Annotated in this window: 21 protein-coding genes and 2 pseudogenes; 18 read left to right on the top strand and 5 right to left on the bottom strand. The window is 69.1% G+C overall.

Annotated features, from left to right (window positions below):
• The 8 genes from ASJ79_RS01495 to ASJ79_RS01460 form a co-directional block, all read left to right on the top strand.
• Positions 1–198, top strand: a 198-nt coding sequence (locus ASJ79_RS01495; RefSeq protein WP_156448240.1) for a hypothetical protein, incomplete at its 5' end; no start/stop codon positions are given.
• A gap of 36 nt (positions 199–234) precedes the next feature.
• Positions 235–1,158 carry an ABC transporter substrate-binding protein gene (locus ASJ79_RS01490; RefSeq protein WP_067952512.1) on the top strand — a complete coding sequence of 308 codons (924 nt, stop codon included), beginning with the start codon at positions 235–237 and terminating at the stop codon, positions 1,156–1,158.
• 12 nt (positions 1,159–1,170) lie between these two features.
• A complete protein-coding gene (locus ASJ79_RS01485) occupies positions 1,171–1,863 on the top strand; it encodes a queuosine precursor transporter (RefSeq protein ID WP_067952501.1) in 693 nt (230 codons plus the stop codon).
• Positions 1,864–2,038: 175 nt separating this feature from the next.
• The gene (locus tag ASJ79_RS01480; RefSeq protein WP_067952498.1) at positions 2,039–2,713 is read left to right on the top strand and encodes an allophanate hydrolase subunit 1; all 675 of its coding nucleotides are present in this window, start codon (positions 2,039–2,041) and stop codon (positions 2,711–2,713) included.
• A complete protein-coding gene (locus ASJ79_RS01475) occupies positions 2,710–3,606 on the top strand; it encodes a 5-oxoprolinase/urea amidolyase family protein (RefSeq protein ID WP_067952496.1) in 897 nt (298 codons plus the stop codon). Before ASJ79_RS01480 ends, ASJ79_RS01475 begins: the two co-directional genes overlap by 4 nt.
• Positions 3,607–3,639: 33 nt before the next feature.
• A complete protein-coding gene (locus ASJ79_RS01470; RefSeq protein ID WP_067952495.1) occupies positions 3,640–4,182 on the top strand; it encodes a GNAT family N-acetyltransferase in 543 nt (180 codons plus the stop codon).
• Positions 4,183–4,297: 115 nt separating this feature from the next.
• Positions 4,298–5,440: a uroporphyrinogen-III synthase gene (locus ASJ79_RS01465; RefSeq protein WP_067952493.1), complete on the top strand. Its 1,143-nt coding sequence runs from the start codon at positions 4,298–4,300 to the stop codon at positions 5,438–5,440.
• Complete coding sequence (locus ASJ79_RS01460) at positions 5,437–6,150, top strand: sirohydrochlorin chelatase (protein WP_067952491.1); 714 nt, start codon at positions 5,437–5,439, stop codon at positions 6,148–6,150. The genes ASJ79_RS01465 and ASJ79_RS01460 overlap by 4 nt, the downstream gene beginning before the upstream one ends.
• A 24-nt stretch (positions 6,151–6,174) precedes the next feature.
• On the opposite strand, the gene nirD is transcribed toward ASJ79_RS01460, so the two are convergent.
• Positions 6,175–6,522, bottom strand: coding sequence for a nitrite reductase small subunit NirD (gene nirD, locus ASJ79_RS01455; RefSeq protein ID WP_067952489.1), 348 nt, complete (start codon positions 6,520–6,522; stop codon positions 6,175–6,177).
• Entirely contained in the window at positions 6,519–9,107 is a 2,589-nt protein-coding gene (gene nirB, locus ASJ79_RS01450) for a nitrite reductase large subunit NirB (protein ID WP_067952510.1), read from the bottom strand. Before nirB ends, nirD begins: the two co-directional genes overlap by 4 nt.
• A gap of 199 nt (positions 9,108–9,306) precedes the next feature.
• On the opposite strand from nirB, the gene ASJ79_RS01445 reads away from it, so the two are divergent.
• Positions 9,307–9,732 carry an Hsp20/alpha crystallin family protein gene (locus ASJ79_RS01445; RefSeq protein WP_067952487.1) on the top strand — a complete coding sequence of 142 codons (426 nt, stop codon included), beginning with the start codon at positions 9,307–9,309 and terminating at the stop codon, positions 9,730–9,732.
• A gap of 52 nt (positions 9,733–9,784) precedes the next feature.
• Here the strand turns inward: ASJ79_RS01445 and ASJ79_RS01440 are convergent, their stop codons facing one another.
• Positions 9,785–10,543, bottom strand: a complete 759-nt coding sequence (locus ASJ79_RS01440; RefSeq protein ID WP_067952485.1) for an isocitrate lyase/phosphoenolpyruvate mutase family protein — start codon at positions 10,541–10,543, stop codon at positions 9,785–9,787.
• Positions 10,544–10,646: 103 nt separating this feature from the next.
• Here ASJ79_RS01440 and ASJ79_RS01435 point away from each other — a divergent pair, with 103 nt between their 5' ends.
• The 5 genes from ASJ79_RS01435 to ASJ79_RS01415 all read left to right on the top strand — a co-directional run bounded on the left by ASJ79_RS01435 (position 10,647) and on the right by ASJ79_RS01415 (position 15,149).
• Positions 10,647–10,949 (top strand): hypothetical protein, encoded by a 303-nt coding sequence (locus ASJ79_RS01435; RefSeq protein ID WP_067952484.1) that lies wholly within the window; start codon positions 10,647–10,649, stop codon positions 10,947–10,949.
• Between the two features lie 42 nt (positions 10,950–10,991).
• Positions 10,992–11,813: a hypothetical protein gene (locus tag ASJ79_RS01430; RefSeq protein WP_067952482.1), complete on the top strand. Its 822-nt coding sequence runs from the start codon at positions 10,992–10,994 to the stop codon at positions 11,811–11,813.
• 28 nt (positions 11,814–11,841) lie between these two features.
• The gene (locus ASJ79_RS01425) at positions 11,842–13,791 is read left to right on the top strand and encodes a fumarate reductase/succinate dehydrogenase flavoprotein subunit (RefSeq protein ID WP_067952480.1); all 1,950 of its coding nucleotides are present in this window, start codon (positions 11,842–11,844) and stop codon (positions 13,789–13,791) included.
• 2 nt (positions 13,792–13,793) lie between these two features.
• Entirely contained in the window at positions 13,794–14,549 is a 756-nt protein-coding gene (locus ASJ79_RS01420; protein WP_067952479.1) for a succinate dehydrogenase/fumarate reductase iron-sulfur subunit, read from the top strand.
• Between the two features lie 156 nt (positions 14,550–14,705).
• Entirely contained in the window at positions 14,706–15,149 is a 444-nt protein-coding gene (locus ASJ79_RS01415; protein WP_067952508.1) for a hypothetical protein, read from the top strand.
• A gap of 52 nt (positions 15,150–15,201) precedes the next feature.
• On the opposite strand, the gene ASJ79_RS01410 is transcribed toward ASJ79_RS01415, so the two are convergent.
• Entirely contained in the window at positions 15,202–15,663 is a 462-nt protein-coding gene (locus tag ASJ79_RS01410; RefSeq protein ID WP_067952506.1) for an Lrp/AsnC family transcriptional regulator, read from the bottom strand.
• Between the two features lie 93 nt (positions 15,664–15,756).
• On the opposite strand from ASJ79_RS01410, the gene ASJ79_RS01405 reads away from it, so the two are divergent.
• Together ASJ79_RS01405 and ASJ79_RS31865 are read left to right on the top strand one after the other, a co-directional pair.
• Positions 15,757–16,185 carry a rhodanese-like domain-containing protein gene (locus ASJ79_RS01405; protein WP_067952504.1) on the top strand — a complete coding sequence of 143 codons (429 nt, stop codon included), beginning with the start codon at positions 15,757–15,759 and terminating at the stop codon, positions 16,183–16,185.
• A gap of 60 nt (positions 16,186–16,245) precedes the next feature.
• Positions 16,246–16,407 (top strand): hypothetical protein, encoded by a 162-nt coding sequence (locus ASJ79_RS31865; RefSeq protein ID WP_156448239.1) that lies wholly within the window; start codon positions 16,246–16,248, stop codon positions 16,405–16,407.
• 18 nt (positions 16,408–16,425) lie between these two features.
• On the opposite strand, the gene ASJ79_RS01400 is transcribed toward ASJ79_RS31865, so the two are convergent.
• Complete coding sequence (locus tag ASJ79_RS01400; protein WP_067952502.1) at positions 16,426–16,929, bottom strand: flavin reductase family protein; 504 nt, start codon at positions 16,927–16,929, stop codon at positions 16,426–16,428.
• A 72-nt stretch (positions 16,930–17,001) separates the two neighbouring features.
• On the opposite strand from ASJ79_RS01400, the pseudogene ASJ79_RS01395 reads away from it, so the two are divergent.
• Positions 17,002–17,313: pseudogene (locus ASJ79_RS01395) on the top strand (GAP family protein); the annotation flags it as partial.
• A pseudogene (locus ASJ79_RS30615) lies at positions 17,307–17,428 on the top strand (acetyl-CoA C-acetyltransferase); the annotation flags it as partial. The pseudogenes ASJ79_RS01395 and ASJ79_RS30615, both read left to right, overlap by 7 nt.

Here is a 17,428-nt window from a genome sequence, read left to right as displayed (position 1 = left end):
AGCGTCAGCCACCTGATCGAGGTGCCCTACGTGTTGCCGTTCCTGGCGGAGAGCAAGCTCTCCGGGGTCACCCTGCAGGGGGTCGAGGACCTGCAACGGGAGGCCGAGCAGAAGTTCGGTCCCGGCACCGGTTCCCTGACCCAGTTCGCGGCGGCCCGGCCCTCGTGTTGTCCGGGAACTTCGAGGTCAGCTGGATAAAGTGACCGGGTGCTCTCCCGGCGCCGGTTCCTGACCATGACAGCGGGCGCGGCGGCGTTGCTGACCGCATGCGGCTCCGAGAAGCCGGGGGCCGTCGCTTCGGACGGCTCGGTGACCGTCCGGCACATGTTCGGCGAGACGAAGATCCCGAAACCGCCGGCGCGCGTGGTCAGTGCGGGCCTCACCGACGCCGACGACCTGCTGGCCCTCGGCGTCGTCCCGATCGCGGTCACCGACTGGTTCGGCGCCGAACCGTTCGGTGTGTGGCCGTGGGCGCAGCCGCGGCTGGGCGGCGCGCAGCCGGTGGTGCTGTCGTCGGCCGACGGTATCCAGGTCGAGCAGATCGCGGGTCTGGCTCCCGATCTCATCGTGGCGACCGATGCCGGCCTCGATCAGGACACCTACACCCGGCTGTCGGAGATCGCGCCGACGATCGCGCAGTCCGGATCCCACGCGTTCTTCGAACCGTGGCGCGACCAGGCCGGGGTGATCGGGCAGGCGGTGTTCCGGCACGACGACATGCAGAAGCTGATCGCCGATGTCGACGCGAAGTTCACCGCGGTCAAGGACGCGAATCCGCAGTTCGCCGGCAAGACGGCCCTGCTGCTCGCCGGCACGCTGTTCCGCGACGGCGTGCAGGTCAGCGGCCCGCCCTGGCGGCAGGAGTTCCTGACGCAGATGGGGTTGACGGTCGTCGAGACCGACCGCGCGGTGATCCCGCGGGACGCGATGGCCGACGTGCTCGAGAGAGCCGACGTGCTGATCTGGACCACCGAGAGCGACGCCGAGCAGGCCGCGCTGCTGGCCGACCCGACGATCGCCGCGCTGGAAGCCACGGCGGCGCAGCGCCACGTGTTCACCGGGAAGGAACTCGCCGGTGCCGTCGCGTACGCGTCCACGCTGTCGTACCCGGTGCTCGCCGACCGGTTGCCGCCGATGCTCGCCGCCGCCCTCGGCTGATCTAATGGGCCTGTGACAGACCCTGCCGCCGACCAGGACCGCAACGTCTCGTTCGCCCGCGTCGGGTCGGCCTACTACCCCGTCCTGGTCGCGGTGTTCACCGCGCTGGTGATCATCTCCAACGTCACCGCCACCAAGGGCGTCGAGTTCGGGCCGATCATCACCGACGGCGGGTTCATCGTGTTCCCGCTGACCTACGTGATCGGCGACGTGCTGTCCGAGGTGTACGGGTTCAAGGCCGCCCGGCGCGCCATCTACACCGGGTTCGCGATGAACGCCCTTGCCGCGCTGGCGTTCTGGGTCACCATCTACCTGCCCGCGGCCGACTTCTACCCGAACCAGGAGCACTTCGAGAACGTCGTCCACGCCTACACCGGTCTGATCATCGCCGGGCTGGCCGGCTTCCTCGTCGGCCAGACGCTCAACGCGTGGTCGCTGGTGCTGATCAAGGAACGCACCAAGGAGAAGCACCTGTGGGCGCGGCTGGTCGGGTCGACGTTCGTCGGGCAGCTGGGCGACACCGTGGTGTTCTGCGCGATCGCCGCCGGCGTCATCGGCATCACCTCCCTCGGCGACTTCGCCACCTACACCGCACAGGGGTGGCTGTACAAGACCGTCGTCGAGGTCGCACTGCTGCCGGTGACCTACCGGGTGATCGCGTCCATCAAGCGCCGGGAACCGTCCTACCGCCCGCTGACGGTCTGACCGCGCCCCCCTTGCCGCCGAAATGGTATTCCAGCAGGGAAAGTTCGAGTAGCGCCCTGCTGGAATGCAAGTTCGGCGGAAGAGATTTTGAGCCTTCGGTAAGGACGTTCTGGCAAGGTTCAGAGACCTTCGGCGACGGGGAGCTTTCCAAGCTACTCGACGGTAACGTTGCGTTATGAGCGTGACTGCGGATGTGATCGACACAGTGCGCCACGAGGGCGTACGGAGAATCCTGGACTACGGCGACCGGGCGGTGCTCCTCGAGTTCGACAGCAGCGCCGAGGTTCTGGCATGGACTGAAGCCGTCCGGGCAGCCGGCCTGCCGGGCGTGGAGGACATCGTCCCCGCCGCGCGGACCGTGCTGGTGAAGCTGGCGAGCCGAAGCTATCAGCACCCCACCCGGCAGCGGCTGGCCGCGGTGCGGCCGAGCGAGCAGGCCCTGGCCGAGGCGACGGCGCCGGACACCGCCGACGTGGTCATCGACGTCGTCTACGACGGTGACGACCTCGACGAGGTGGCCCGCCTGACCGGACTGACCCGCGACGAGGTCGTCGCCGCACACACCGGACGGCTGTGGCGCGTCGGCTTCAGCGGCTTCGCACCGGGTTTCGCCTATCTGGTGGGCGGCGACGAGCGACTCGCGGTGCCGCGCCGCGCCGAGCCGCGCACCAAGGTGCCGGTCGGTTCCGTCGGGCTGGCCGGCGAGTTCAGCGGCGTCTACCCGCGCGAATCGCCCGGCGGCTGGCAGTTGATCGGCCGCACCTCGGCGGTGCTGTGGGACGTCGACCGGGAGAACCCGGCGCTGCTGACGCCGGGGATGTGGGTGAAGTTCGACGAGGTGAAGTCATGAGCACCGTGACCCTGGAGATCCTCAACCCCGGACCGCTCGCTCTGGTCGAGGATCTCGGCAGACCGGGCATGTCCCATCTCGGCGTCACCCGCTCCGGTGCGGCCGACCGGCGCGCCCACACGCTGGCCAACCGTCTGGTGGCCAACCCGGACGACCGCGCGACCGTCGAGGTCACCATGGGCGGGTTCACCGCCCGGGTGCACGGCGGCAACGGTGACGGTGTCGCGATCGCGGTGACCGGCGCCGACGCCGACCCGGCCGTCAACGGAGTCCCGTTCGGCACCAACAGCATTCACTACGCGTCCGACGGTGAGGTGATCTCGTTCGGATCTCCCCGCGCCGGGCTGCGGTCGTATCTGGCGGTGCGCGGCGGCATCGAGGTGCAGCCGGTGCTCGGGTCGCGCAGCTACGACGTGATGTCGGCGATCGGGCCGATGCCGCTGCGGCGCGGCGATGTGCTGCATGTGGGCGCCCACACCGACGACTTCCCCGAGGTCGACCAGGCCCCGGTCGCGGCGATCGCCGACGACGTCCTGGAGCTCAGGGTGGTACCCGGCCCGCGCGACGACTGGTTCGTCGATCCCGACGTGCTCGTCCGCACCAACTGGCAGGTCACCAACCGCAGCGACCGGGTCGGCATGCGGCTGGTCGGCATGCCGCTGGACTACCGGTGGCCGGACCGCCAGTTACCCAGCGAGGGCGCCACCCGCGGCGCCATCCAGATCCCGCCGAACGGCTTCCCGGTGATCCTGGGGCCCGACCATCCCGTCACCGGCGGCTATCCGGTGATCGGTGTGGTCACCGACGAGGACATCGACAGGGTGGCCCAGGCCCGGCCCGGTCAGACGGTGCGGCTGCACTGGTCACGGCCCCGCCGCCCGTTCGAGGACTGACACCGCCGCGCCGGCGCTGGTAGAACCTCAGGTGTGCGCGCACGCCTGGTCCACACCTCAGATCTCGACGACGAGACCCGCGAGGACGCCCGCCGGATGGTCATCGACGCGTTCGACGGGGACTTCGCCACCGAAGACTGGGAGCACGCTCTCGGCGGTATGCACGCGGTGATCTCCCAGCGCGGCGAGGTGATCGGGCACGCGGCCGTCGTCCAGCGCCGTCTCTACCTGGGCCACCACGCGCTGCGCTGCGGCTACGTCGAGGGTCTCGCCGTCCGGGCGGACCATCGCGGCCAGGGCCTGGGCCACGCGCTGATGGACGGCGTCGAACAGGTGGTGCGCGGCGCCTACCATCTGGGCGCGCTGAGCACGACCGAGCTCGGCAAGCCGCTGTACACCGTCCGCGGCTGGGTGCCCTGGAACGGCCCGACGTCGGTACTGGCGCCGGGCGGCCCGGCACGGACGCCCGACGACGACGGATCGCTGTACGTGCTGGCCGCCAACCTGCCGCCGTCGGTGACGCTGGATCCCGGCCAACCGATCGCCTGCGACTGGCGCAACGGTGACCTCTGGTGACCTCACAGCGCAGCCCGGCCCGCGGTGAACGGAATTTCATCCCATGAGCGGGTGTGACACAGCTGCGCAACGACTGGTTAATCGCGTCGAAACACGGCCTGCATAGACATTGGGCATGAGTGAGCCGGACTGGGCGCCGCTCACCGGATTCCGGGTTGCGGTCACCTCCGCGCGGCGCGCCGACGAGTTGAGCGCGCTGCTGCGGCGGCGCGGTGCGACCGTGACCAGCGCCGCCGCGATCGAAATGGTGCCGCTGCCCGACGACGACGAACTGCGGCAGCACACCGGGGCGCTGATCGCGGCGCGACCCGACATCGTCATCGCCACCACCGGCATCGGCTTCCGCGGCTGGATCGCCGCGGCCGACGGCTGGGGCATGGCCACCGAGCTGACCGCCGCGTTGAGCAACGCCCGCATCGTCTCGCGCGGCCCGAAGGCGACCGGTGCGCTGCGCGCCGCGGGACTGCCCGAGGAGTGGTCACCGGAATCGGAATCCTCCCGCGAGCTGCTGCACTACCTCGTCGAGGGCGGCATCGCCGGGACCCGGATCGCGGTGCAGCTGCACGGCGCCACCGCCGAATGGGATCCGTTCCCCGAGTTCCTCGACGAATTACGGGCCGCGGGGGCCGAGGTGGTGCCGATCCGGGTGTACCGCTGGCGCCCGGCGCCCCGCAACGGCGAGTTCGACCAGTTGGTGGCCGGCATCGCCGAGGAGAAGTTCGACGCGGTCAGCTTCACCTCGGCGCCGGCGGTGGCCTCGGTGCTGATGCGGGCCACCGAGATGGGTCTCGAGGCCGAGGTGCTGTCGGCGCTGCGCAGCAGCGTGCATGCGATGTGCGTCGGCCCCGTGACGGCGCGGCCGCTGGTGCGCCTCGGGGTGCCCACCTCGGCGCCGGAGCGGATGCGGCTGGGCGCGCTGGCGCGGCACATCACCGACGAACTGCCGCTGCTGCAGTCGCGTACCGTGCGCGTCGCCGGGCACCTGCTGGAGATCCGGGGCAACTGCGTGCTGGTCGACGGCACGGTCAAGGCGCTGTCCCCGGCGGCGATGGCGACGATGCGGGCACTCGCGCTGCGGCCGGGCGCGGTGGTGTCGCGCGTGGACCTGCTCCGCGCGCTGCCGGGCAGCGGCACCGACACCCACGCGGTCGAGACGGCCGTGCTGCGACTGCGAACCGCGTTGGGAGACAAGAAGATGGTGTCGACGGTGGTCAAACGCGGCTACCGGCTGCCGGTCGACGAGGCGTGCGCCTCATGAACCTGGTGCTGGTCGCGCACGGCACCCGCAAGCAGAGCGGGGTGGCGCTGATCGCCGACATCGCCGCACAGGTGTCGACGGTGCTGGACCGTCCGGTGCGGGTCGCGTTCGTCGACGTCCTCGGCCCCACCCCGGCCGAAGTGCTCGGCGCCACCCGGCACCGGTCCACCGTGCTGGTGCCGGCGTTCCTGGCCCGCGGCTACCACGTCCACAGCGACATCCCCGCCCACATCGACGCCAGCGGCCACGACGACGTCGTCGTCACCAGGGCGCTGGGCCCCGACCCGGCGCTGGTGCGGGCGCTCGTCGACCGGCTCGTCGAATCCGGTTGGCGGCCCGACGATTCGGTGATCCTGGCGGCGGCGGGCACGTCGGATCCGAGAGCGATGCGCGATCTGCACACGACGGCCACCTGGCTGTCGGCGACCATCGGCTCGCGGGTGGAACTGGCCTTCGCCGCGACCGGCGAACCCCGGGTCGCCGACGCGGTGGCCGCGCTGCGCCGCCGCGGCCGACCTGTGGTGGTGGCGTCATACCTGTTGTCCGAGGGCCTGTTCCAGGACCGGCTGCGGGCCAGCGGCGCCGACGTGGTGACCGATCCGCTGGGCACCCACCCCGGCGTGACACGGTTGATCGCCAGCCGGTTCCAGCGGGCGGGATTCGAACCCGGCGGCTACGCGGTCTCCTCGTCGAGCCGGTCGGGCTCCTAGGAGCTCACGAGCTGACGCCGGGAGTCAGGACGCGATCTGGACGTGGCCGTCGGCGGTGACCCGGGTCTCGTAGACCGGCAGGCTGTACCCGGGGTCGTCGAGACAGCTGCCGTCGTCGAGTGCGAACGCCTGCTTCTTGATCGGTGACTGTACGGTCGGGCGGCCGCCTCGATCGCCGACGATGCCGCGCGACATCACCGCGGCGCCGGAGAACGGGTCGATGTTGCCGACGGCGCGCAAACTACCGTCGTCGAGCCGGAACAGCGCGGCCTGCGCACCGTCGGGCAGCAGCACGCCCACCCCGCGGTTCGGGATCAGGAAGTCGTACCGGCACGCGGTGGTCCAGACCTGGATGTCATTGGTCAGTGTCATTTTTGGGGCACCTTCGGCATTCCGATATCTGTTGCGCTCCTCGCGTGCGCGGCGGAGACGGGGACCTTGCGGCCGGACCGCTCGGTGAACTCGACAGTGGGGTCGGGCACGTCGGGGGCGTTGACGAACGACACGAACCGGGACAGCTTGTCGGGGTCGTCGAGTACGCCCTTCCACTCGCACGCGTAGCCGGCGACGTGGCGTTCGATGGCGGCCTCGAATTCTGCTGCCAGGCCGAGCGAGTCGTTGCACACTACGTCGCGCAGGTGGTCCAGGCCGCCCTCCATCGCCTCCAGCCAGGGCGCGGTGCGCTGCAACCGGTCGGCGGTGCGGATGTAGAACATCAGGAACCGGTCGATGTAGCGGATCAGCGTCTCGTCGTCGAGGTCGCCGGCCAGCAGTTGTGCGTGCCGCGGCGACATCCCGCCGTTGCCGCACACGTAGAGGTTCCAGCCCTGTTCGGTGGCGATGACGCCGACGTCTTTGCTCTGCGCCTCGGCGCATTCGCGCGCACATCCCGACACCGCCATCTTGATCTTGTGCGGTGCCCGCAGGCCGCGGTAGCGCTTCTCGATCTCGACGGCCATGTCGACCGAGTCCTGCTGGCCGTAGCGGCACCAGGTGCTTCCGACACAGCTCTTCACCGTGCGTAGCGCCTTGCCGTACGCGTGGCCCGACTCCATGCCACCGTCGACGAGGCGGCGCCAGATCTCCGGCAGCTGGTCGACGCGGGCACCGAACATGTCGATGCGCTGACCGCCGGTGATCTTGGTGTACAGGCCGAAGTCCCTGGCGATCTCGCCGATCAGGATGAGTTGTTCGGGGGTGATCTCCCCGCCCGGTGACCGCGGCACCACCGAGTAGCTGCCGTTCTTCTGGATGTTGGCCAGGAAGTGGTCGTTGGAGTCCTGCAGCGAGGCCTGTTCCCCGTCGAGGATGTGCTCGGAGCTCGTCGACGCGAGGATCGACGCCACCACGGGTTTGCAGATGTCGCAACCCTTTCCGGTGCCGAAGCGTTCGATCAGCGCCGAGAAGGTGCGGATCGACGTGGCGGTGACGATCTCGAACAACTCGGCGCGGGACTGGCTGAAGTGTTCACACAGCGCCTTGGACTGTTCGACCCCCTCGGCTTCGAGGAGTTGCTTGAGCAGCGGCACGCACGACCCGCAGGAGGTGCCTGCCTTGGTGCAGCTCTTCAGCGCCGGGACGTCGCAGCAGCCGCCGGCGATGGCCTCGGTGAGATCACCCTTGGTGACGTTGTTGCAGGAGCAGATCTGGGCGGCCGCGGGGAGCGCGCCGACACCGAGACCGGCACCGCCACTGTCACTTCCGGCGGGCGCGATCAGCGCCATCGGATCGCCGGGCAGCGGCTCACCGACCATCGGCCGCAGGATGCCGTACGCCGACGCATCGCCGACCAGGATGCCGCCCAGCAGCGTCTTGGCGTCGTCGGAGAGCACCAGCTTGGCGTAGGTCTGGTTGACGGCGTCGTTGACCACCACCTCGAGGCAGTCCGGGGTGGTACCCATCGCGTCGCCGAAGCTGGCCACGTCGACGCCGAGCAGCTTGAGCTTGGTCGACATGTCGGCTTCCGGGAACTCCGCGGCGCCGCCCAGCAGGCGATCGGCCACCACTTCGGCGCTGGTGTAGCCCGGGCCGACCAACCCGTAACAACGGCCATCGACTGCCGCGACCTCACCGATCGCGTAGATGCTGGGATCGCTTGTGACACACGATAGATCGGTGAGGACGCCGCCACGCTCGGCGAGCTGCAGGCCGGCGTCGCGGGCCAGTTCGTCGCGCGGCCGGACACCCGCGGCGAACACCACGACGCAGCAGTCGATGGTGGTCCCGTCGCTCAACGTCACCCGCACCGAGTCGTCGTCGGCCGAGCGTTTCAGCGGCCGGTTGCGCTGTGTCGGCGCGATCGATTCGGTGCCGACGTCGGTGTGCACCGCGATGCCCAGTTCCCCGATCATCCTGCCCAGTAGCGCGCCGCCGGCCTCGTCGAGTTGCTGGGCCATCAGCCGCGGCGACCTCTCCACGACGTGGGCACCCAACCCGAACCCGCGCAGCGCGTTGGCAGCCTCCAGGCCGAGCAGTCCGCCGCCGATCACGACACCCACCGGCGCCCGGCCGGTCTCGAGCCCCCGCTGCGCGTCGGCGCGGATCGCGTCGAGATCGTCGAGCGTCCGGTAGACGTGGCAGGACGGCAGGTCACGCCCGGGCACCGGGGGCACGAACGCATAGGAACCCGTGGCCAGCACCAACGCGTCGTAGTCGAACCGGGCGCCGTCGGCGGTCGTCACCGACTTCGACACAGGGTCCAGCCCGGTGACCCGGCTCCCCAGCCGGACCTCGACCAGCGGGTCGCCGGCGTAGTCGTTGCCGGGCAGCGCGAGCCGGGTCCGGTCCCAGTGCTCGGTGTAACCGGTCAACCCGACGCGGTCGTAGGCCGCGTCGGTTTCCTCGGCCAGCACGGTCACCCGCCAGGTGCCCGCGGCGTCGCGCGAGCGCAGCGCCTCGACGAACCGGTGGCCGACCATGCCGTGGCCGACGACCACGACGTGCGAAGTGGAGGTCATGGCGAACACGTTAGGAAGCGGATATTGCCTCTGTGTCGCCCTGTGTGAAGCGCCCATCACGGAGTGCTCACGTCGGCGGCGCGGACCCTGTGAGCCGTTCACCGACGGCGAACGCCCAGCTGGAACATGAGCGTGATCGACTCAAGTTCTACCGGGTGACACCGGAACCGAACCGGTCACGACTCAAGGAGATGAGGACATGAGCAACATAAGCCTGTGGACGCGCCCGACGTGGGACACCGATCGCTTCCTCCGTGAATTCTTCGGTCCCGCGACGGCCCGCGACTGGGGCGTCAGCCCCGCCGTCGAGGTCGCCCAGGACGGGGACGACGCGGTGATCCGCGTGGACCTGCCCGGCGTGGACGTCGACAAGGACGTCACCGTCGAGATCGACAAGGGGCGCCTGGTGATCCGCGGTGAGCGCCGTGACGAACGCTCGGAGGAGTCGAACGGCCGCCGGGTGAGCGAGGTGCGGTACGGCTCGTTCCACCGGTCGTTCGCGCTGCCGGCCCACGTCACCGGCGACGCCGTGTCGGCCGGCTATGACGCCGGCGTCCTGACGGTGCGGGTGGCCGGGGCCCACAAGGGCGCCGAAGCCCATCGCATCGCCATCGCGAGCAGCTGACCCTCACACCGGTACCGGCGGGGCAGGTGACCCCGCCGGTACCGCGCTGTCTTCAGTTCCAGCGGGCCAGGATCTCCCTGGCGCGCTCGGCCAGCGCCGCCTGCCAGAACGGACCGAAGCTGATCCGGGCCACCCCGAGCGGTCCGTACGACGCCGGATCGGACTGATCCGGGCGGGCGATCGCGTTCACCGGCAGCGGCAGCTCGGAGGTGAGCCGTCGCATCACCTCGGGCGGATGAACTCCCACCGGGTAGAGCACGTCGGCGCCGGCGTCGGCGGCCTCGCGCAGCCGTGCGATCGCGCGGTCCACCCGGTCGGCCTCGTCGCCGTCCTGACGCAGGAACAGATCCGTCCTGGCGTTGACCACCACGTGCACACCGGCGGCTTCGGCCGCCGCCCGCAGCGCCCCGACCAGTGCGGCGTGCTCCCCCGACGACCGCAGCCGGCCACCGTCGCTGTGCACGGTGTCCTCGATGTTCAGACCGACCGCGCCGACCGACAACAGCCCTTCGATCAGCCGGGCGGGTTCCTGGGCGTAGCCGGACTCGATGTCCACCGACAGCGGGACGTCGACCGCGGCGGTGATCTGGGCGACCCGGGTCAGCACGTCGTCGAACGTCATGCCCTCGTTGTCCGGCTTCCCGACCGAATCGGCAACCGGATGGCTGCCCACGGTCAGCGCCGCGAAGCCGGCGTCGATGGCCAGCTTCGCCGACCAGGCGTCCCACACCGTGGGCAGCACCACCGGGTTGCCGGGCTGATGCAGCGCCAGCAGCGTCTCGGCCCGGGTCTTCAACACGTCATCGGTCACGACTTCTCCTCATTAGTGATCTGTCTCACGCTTCGCACCGGTGATTTAGCTAGCATCGGTTGCGTACTGTGATCCATGACACCCTTCAGCCCAAGGAGGTCGCTTGTCCACCACCAGCACCACCGAACTCGCCCAGCTCCACGATCTCATCGGGAGCCTGCGGCGTTGCGTCACCACGCTGGCTTCGCGCTACGGGGACAGCCCAGCCACCCGTCGCATCGTCAACGACGCCGAGCGCATTCTCAACGACATCGATCGCCTGGACATCGACGCCGAGGAACTGGAACTCGCCCGCGGGGTCAGCCGGCACCACCACGTCGCCGAGCGGATCCCGATCCCGGACACGCAGTACGACACCGATTTCTGGCGCGGCGTCGACGACGAGGGTCTCGGCGGTACGCACTAGCCCGCGGCCGTCCCGGGGACACAACTTCATCGAAAGGTAACCGTGAGCGCACCCACCGCCGACCGCAGAGCGACCGGCGTCTTCTCGCCTGGCCGTGCCCAGATCCCGCAGCGCACGCTTCGGACCGACCGGTGGTGGATGTCGCCGCTGATCGTCAACCTGGGCTTCGCCGCGTTCGTCATCTACGCGACCGTCCGCGCGTTCATGCAGAAGTGGTACTACGTCGCCGAATACGGGTACCTGACGCCGTTCTACTCGCCGTGCGTGTCCACGGGCTGCGTCCCCGAGGCCAGCCACTTCGGCCAGTTCCTGCCGGACTGGCCGATCCTGCCGTACGCGGCGGTGTCGTTGCCGTTCCTGCTGCTGTTTCGGCTGACCTGCTACTACTACCGCGGCGCCTACTACCGGTCGGTGTGGCAGTCGCCGACCGCGTGCGCGGTGGCCGAGCCGCACACCACGTACACCGGTGAGACGCGGCTGCCCCTGATCATCCAGAACACGCACCGCTACTTCTTCTACCTCGCCGTGATCATCTCGGTGATCAACACCTACGACGCGATCATCGCGTTCCACAAGCCCGCCGGCGGTTTCGGGTTCGGCCTGGGCAACCTCGTGCTGCTGATCAACGTCATCCTGCTGTGGACCTACACGGTGTCCTGCCACTCCTGCCGGCACGTCGCCGGCGGGCGCCTCAAGCACTTCTCCAAACACCCTGTGCGGTACTGGATGTGGACTCAGATCAGCAGGCTCAACGTCCGCCACAAGACGTACGCGTGGATCACGCTGGGCACGCTGATGTTCACGGACTTCTACGTCATGGCCGTGTCGGCCGGATGGTTCCCCGATCTCAGATTCGTTGGCTGACAACTTAATCGAAGACAAGCGAGGATAGATGACTGACCTGGATGGTCTTCGCGCAAGCGACTCCGTGGAACGGCACGAATACGACGTCGTCGTGATCGGAGCCGGCGGAGCCGGGCTGCGCGCGGTGATCGAGGCCCGCGAGCGCGGCCTGCGGGTGGCGGTGGTGACCAAGTCGCTGTTCGGCAAGGCGCACACCGTGATGGCCGAGGGTGGCTGCGCCGCGGCGATGCGCAACGTCAACACCAAGGACTCCTGGCAGGTGCACTTCGGCGACACCATGCGCGGCGGCAAGTTCCTGAACAACTGGCGGATGGCCGAACTGCACGCCCAGGAAGCGCCGGACCGGGTGTGGGAGCTGGAGACCTACGGTGCGCTGTTCGACCGCACCAAGGACGGCCGCATCAGCCAGCGCAACTTCGGCGGACACACCTACCCGCGGCTGGCCCACGTCGGTGACCGCACCGGCCTGGAGATCATCCGCACGCTGCAGCAGAAGATCGTGTCGCTGCAGCAGGAGGACAAGCGCGAGCTCGGCGACTACGACGCCCGCATCCGGGTGTTCCACGAGTGCTCGATCACCGAGCTGATCAAGGACGGCGACAAGATCGCCGGCGCGTTCGGCTACTACCGCGAGACCGGCAAGTTCGTGCTGTTCGAAGCCCCCGCGGTGGTGCTGGCCACCGGTGGCATCGGCAAGTCGTTCAAGGTGTCGTCGAACTCGTGGGAGTACACCGGCGACGGCCATGCGCTGGCGCTGCGCGCGGGTTCGGGTCTGATCAACATGGAGTTCATCCAGTTCCACCCCACCGGCATGGTCTGGCCGCTGTCGGTGAAGGGCATCCTGGTCACCGAGGGGGTGCGCGGCGACGGCGGGGTGCTGAAGAACTCCGAGGGCAAGCGGTTCATGTTCGACTACATCCCGGACGTGTTCAAGGGCCAGTACGCCGAGAGCGAGGAAGAGGCCGACCAGTGGCTCAAGGACAACGACTCCGCACGCCGCACCCCTGACCTGCTGCCGCGCGACGAGGTCGCCCGCGCCATCAACGAAGAGGTCAAGGCCGGCCGCGGCACCCCGCACGGCGGGGTGTATCTCGACATCGCGTCCCGGATGCCGGCCGAGGAAATCAAACGCCGGCTGCCGTCGATGTACCACCAGTTCATCGAGCTCGCCGAGGTCGACATCACCAAGGACGCGATGGAGGTCGGCCCCACCTGCCATTACGTGATGGGCGGCATCGAGGTCGACCCGGACACCGGCGGCGCCGCGACGCCGGGCCTGTTCGCCGCGGGCGAGTGCTCCGGCGGCATGCACGGCTCCAACCGGCTCGGCGGGAACTCGTTGTCGGACCTGCTGGTGTTCGGCCGTCGTGCCGGACTCGGCGCCGCCGACTACGTGCGTTCGCTGCCGGACCGGCCGAAGGTGTCGGAGGCAGCGCTGGAGCGGGCGGAGAAGCTGGCGCTGTCACCGTTCGAGGCCAAGGACAACGCCGAGAACCCGTACACGCTGCACGCCGAACTGCAGCAGTCGATGAACGACCTGGCCGGCATCATCCGTAAGCAGAACGAGCTCGAAGAGGTCCTGGTCAAGATCGACGAGTTGAAGACGCGCTACCAGAACGTCGTCGTCGAGGGCGGGCGCATCTTCAACCCCGGCTGGCACCTGGCCATCGACATGCGCAACATGCTGCTGGTCAGCGAGTGCGTGGCCAGGGCGGCGCTGCAGCGCACCGAGAGCCGCGGCGGGCACACCCGCGACGACTTCCCGCAGATGGACTCGAACTGGCGCAACAAACTGCTGGTGTGCAAGACCGTCGGCGGCGGGGACGAACCCGGAGATCCGGTCATCCCGGAGATCTCGGTGGAGGTGGAGCCGCAGCCGCCGATGCGGCCCGATCTGCTCGCCACCTTCGAACTGTCCGAGCTGGAGAAGTACTACACCGCCGAGGAATTGGCCGAACACCCGCAACGGAAGGGCTGACCATGGCTGCCTACAACGCACAGCTTCGGGTATGGCGCGGCGACGACACCGGCGGCGGGCTGCAGGACTTCACCGTCGAGGTCAACGAGGGCGAGGTGGTGCTCGACATCATCCACCGGTTGCAGGCCACCCAGACCCCGGATCTGGCGGTGCGGTGGAACTGCAAGGCCGGCAAGTGCGGCTCCTGCTCGGCGGAGATCAACGGCCGGCCGCGGCTGATGTGCATGACGCGGATGTCGACGTTCGGTGAGGACGAGGTCGTCACCGTCACCCCGCTACGCACCTTCCCGGTGCTGCGCGACCTGGTCACCGACGTGTCCTTCAACTACGAGAAGGCCAGGGAGATACCGTCTTTCGCGCCGCCGAAGGATCTGCAGCCGGGCGAGTACCGCATGGCGCAGGAGGACGTGAACCGGTCCCAGGAGTTCCGCAAGTGCATCGAGTGCTTCCTGTGCCAGAACACCTGCCACGTGGTGCGCGACCACGAGGAGAACAAGCTCGCGTTCTCCGGTCCGCGGTACCTGATGCGGCAGGCCGAACTCGACATGCATCCGCTCGACACCCACGGACGCCGGGCCGAGCAGGCGCAGGACTCGAACGGTCTCGGCTACTGCAACATCACCAAGTGCTGCACCGAGGTCTGCCCCGAGCACATCAAGATCACCGACAACGCGCTGATCCCGATGAAGGAACGCGCCGCCGACCGCAAGTACGACCCGGTGGTGTGGCTGGGCGACAAGCTGTTCCGCCGGAAGTAGCAGCGAATCAAGCCGCCGCCGCTGAGCGGCGAATCAAGCCGAAGCCGCTGAGCGGCGAACTTACGTAACGTGACGGCGGAAATTGGGTTCGAAATCGCCGTGCGGTTACGTAACTCGGCCAACATGCCGCGATCTGCCGAGGAGGAAGTGGTGACGATGGACCGGACCCTCGACGACGCCTCGCGCGCGGTCGTCGCTTCCCTCGCGACCGAGGACAGTTACGTCGTGGCGGGATCGGTCGCGACGCAGGGCAGCGCCGTGGTCGCCGGGTCGATCGCGACCGCGGGCAGTGCCGGGGTGGCCGGCTCGATCGCGACCGCGGGCAGCGCGGCCGTCGCCAACTCCATCGCTACCGCGGGCAGCGCGGCGGTCGCACAGTCGATCGCGACGGCGGGCAGCGCCGCGGTGGCCAACAGCATCCTGATGGTGCTGTCGATCGCGTGTGCGAAATGCGTGGCCTGCCTGGGGTGCATCGGCTGCGTGCGGTGCAAGGTGTGCCTCGGATGCGTCGACTGCGAGGACTGCATCGGTTGCGTGGGCTGCATCAACTGCTCGGGGCTGCGCAACGCCGTCGGCCTGCGCGACGTGCACGCCGCCTGACCGGTGAATCCGGCGCGCAATGCGACACCCGGAGTGCCTGCGCGCGCCGGATTCACCGGGCGGGGGCGAGGCTGCGGCCGGTGAGCGGGCTGGAGTAGACCACGCTCGTGGTGATCGCGCCCAGCGTCGCGATCCGCCCGGTGATCCGCTCCAGGTCCGACATGGACCGGGCCAGCACCTTGAGGATGAAGCAGTCGTTGCCCGTCACGTGGTGCGCCTCGATCACCTCCGGCGTGACATCGAGCAGGTCGTGCAGCGGCTTGTAATTGCCCGAGGGATAGGCCAGCCGGACGAACGCCGCGATCGAGTACCCCAGCGCGGCCGCCGACACCGTCGCGGCGTAGCCGGTGATCACGCCCTGATCGACCAGGCGGCGCACCCGGTCGGCCGTCGCGCTCGGCGACAGCGACACCGTGCGCGCGAGGTCGGCGGTGCTCATCCGGCCGTCGTGTTGCAGCGCGTGCAGTATCTGCTCATCGGTGCGGTCGAGGGCGACCCGCGGATCTTCCGGCATGTCCGCGATCATTCCAGTGATCCGATGGCGCAGCAGCTGATCTACCGTGGAATCGCTCTTCCCACTCCGCTGTGGCCGCTGTTCGATGGGGGCATGACAACGCTCGCTGCCGCCGCGGATGCCCGCGCGTACTTCGCCGCCAAACTGGCCTACGAGATCGATCCCGCCGACCTCGTCGTGGCCCGCTCGTCGTCGAGCCCGCCGGTCGTCGTCGACACCCGGTCCCAGGCCGCCTGGGACCACGGGCACCTGCCGGATGCGCGGCACATCCCCGGTGCCGAACTGCGCGACCGTGCCGGGACCGAACTGCCCGACCGCGACGCCGACATCGTCGTCTACTGCTGGGGACCGGGGTGCAACGGCGCGACCAAGGCCGCGTACACACTCAGCGACATGGGCTATCGCCGGGTTCGTGAACTCATCGGCGGGTTCGAATACTGGGCCAGAGAAGGGCTCGTGGTTGTCACCCCCCAAGGGCGCACCCGCCGCCCGGCCGACGATCTCACCGCAGTCACGGTGTGAGGACGGAATCCGGGGGTACGCTTCGCGTAAGCAGCCAATCCCCGACGAAAGGCAGCTCCGATGTCGCTTCGCGAGCCATACAGCATCAACGACATTCGCACCGCGATCCGCGAACTGAGTGTGCGCGCCGATCTGGCACGCAAAGAGGGCCGCACCTCCGACGCCGCCGAACTCGACCAGCGCATCCGGCACTACCGCGACGAGCTCGCAGCGCGCCCCTGACGACGCGCGGGCGTCCGGTCAGGCGCCTAGTCGACGGAATGTGCTGCGGTGGAAGACAATCGGTGGTACATCGGGATGGACCGTGAGGTCGTGGACGCGGAGCACCACGATGGTGTGATCCCCGGCGGCGACCAGTTGTTCGATGCTGCTCTCCAGCCACACGCTGGTGCAGTGGATGAACACCGCGCCGCGCTCTGAGGACGCGGTCTCCAGCCCTGCGAACCGGTCACCGGTCTTGGCGGCCAGCGTGCGCGCGGCCGCGTCGTGCGCCTCGCCGAGCACACTGATCCCGAGGTAGGGCCGGTCCTTGAGCTTCGGCCACGTCGTCGACGAGTTCTGCACGCAGAACGACACCAACGGAGGGTCGAGGGAGACCGGTACAAACGTGCTCGCCGCGAGGCCGACCCGGACACCGTCCACCTCGGCGGCGATCGCGATGACACCGGACGGGAAGTGCCCGAACGCCTCGCGCAGGGAGGCCGGGTCCAGGTTGCTCTCCGGGTGGGTTTCTGTGCCGCTCATCGTTTCCATCCTTCCACGCGGCCGTGCGCCGCGGCCACGTCCGGGGCGCCGCGGCGGTAACGTGACGCCATCATGTGGTTTCCGCTCCTGGTGATGGCCGTTGCGGTCAGCCTGGAGCCGTTCCGCCTCGGCATGACCGTGCTGATGATCAACCGGCCGAGACCGGCCCTCCAGCTTCTCGCCCTCCTCCTCGGCGGTTTCCTGATGGGGACGGCGGTGGGCCTGGTCGTGCTGTTCGTGCTGCGGCCGGCGTTGGGCTCGGCGCACTTCACGCTGCCGCGGGTGCAGATCGTGGTCGGTGCGGTGGTGCTGCTCAACGCCGCGCTGATCGCCACCGGCCTGCTCGGGCGGGGCCGCGGAGACGGCGGCGTGGCCGGGGGGCGCTGGGCGCGGTGCTGATGACGCGGATGATCCATCACATGCGCGACAACGGGATTCGCTACGGCCTGCAGACCATGTGCGAGGGCGGAGGCACCGCCAACGCCACCGTGGTCGAGCT

The sequence above is a fragment of the Mycobacterium sp. NAZ190054 genome, from assembly GCF_001545925.1.
In the GTDB taxonomy this organism is placed as follows: domain Bacteria; phylum Actinomycetota; class Actinomycetes; order Mycobacteriales; family Mycobacteriaceae; genus Mycobacterium.
The sequence above is the reverse complement of the archived record's forward strand: the minus strand, read 5'-3'. Positions and strand labels throughout refer to the sequence as shown.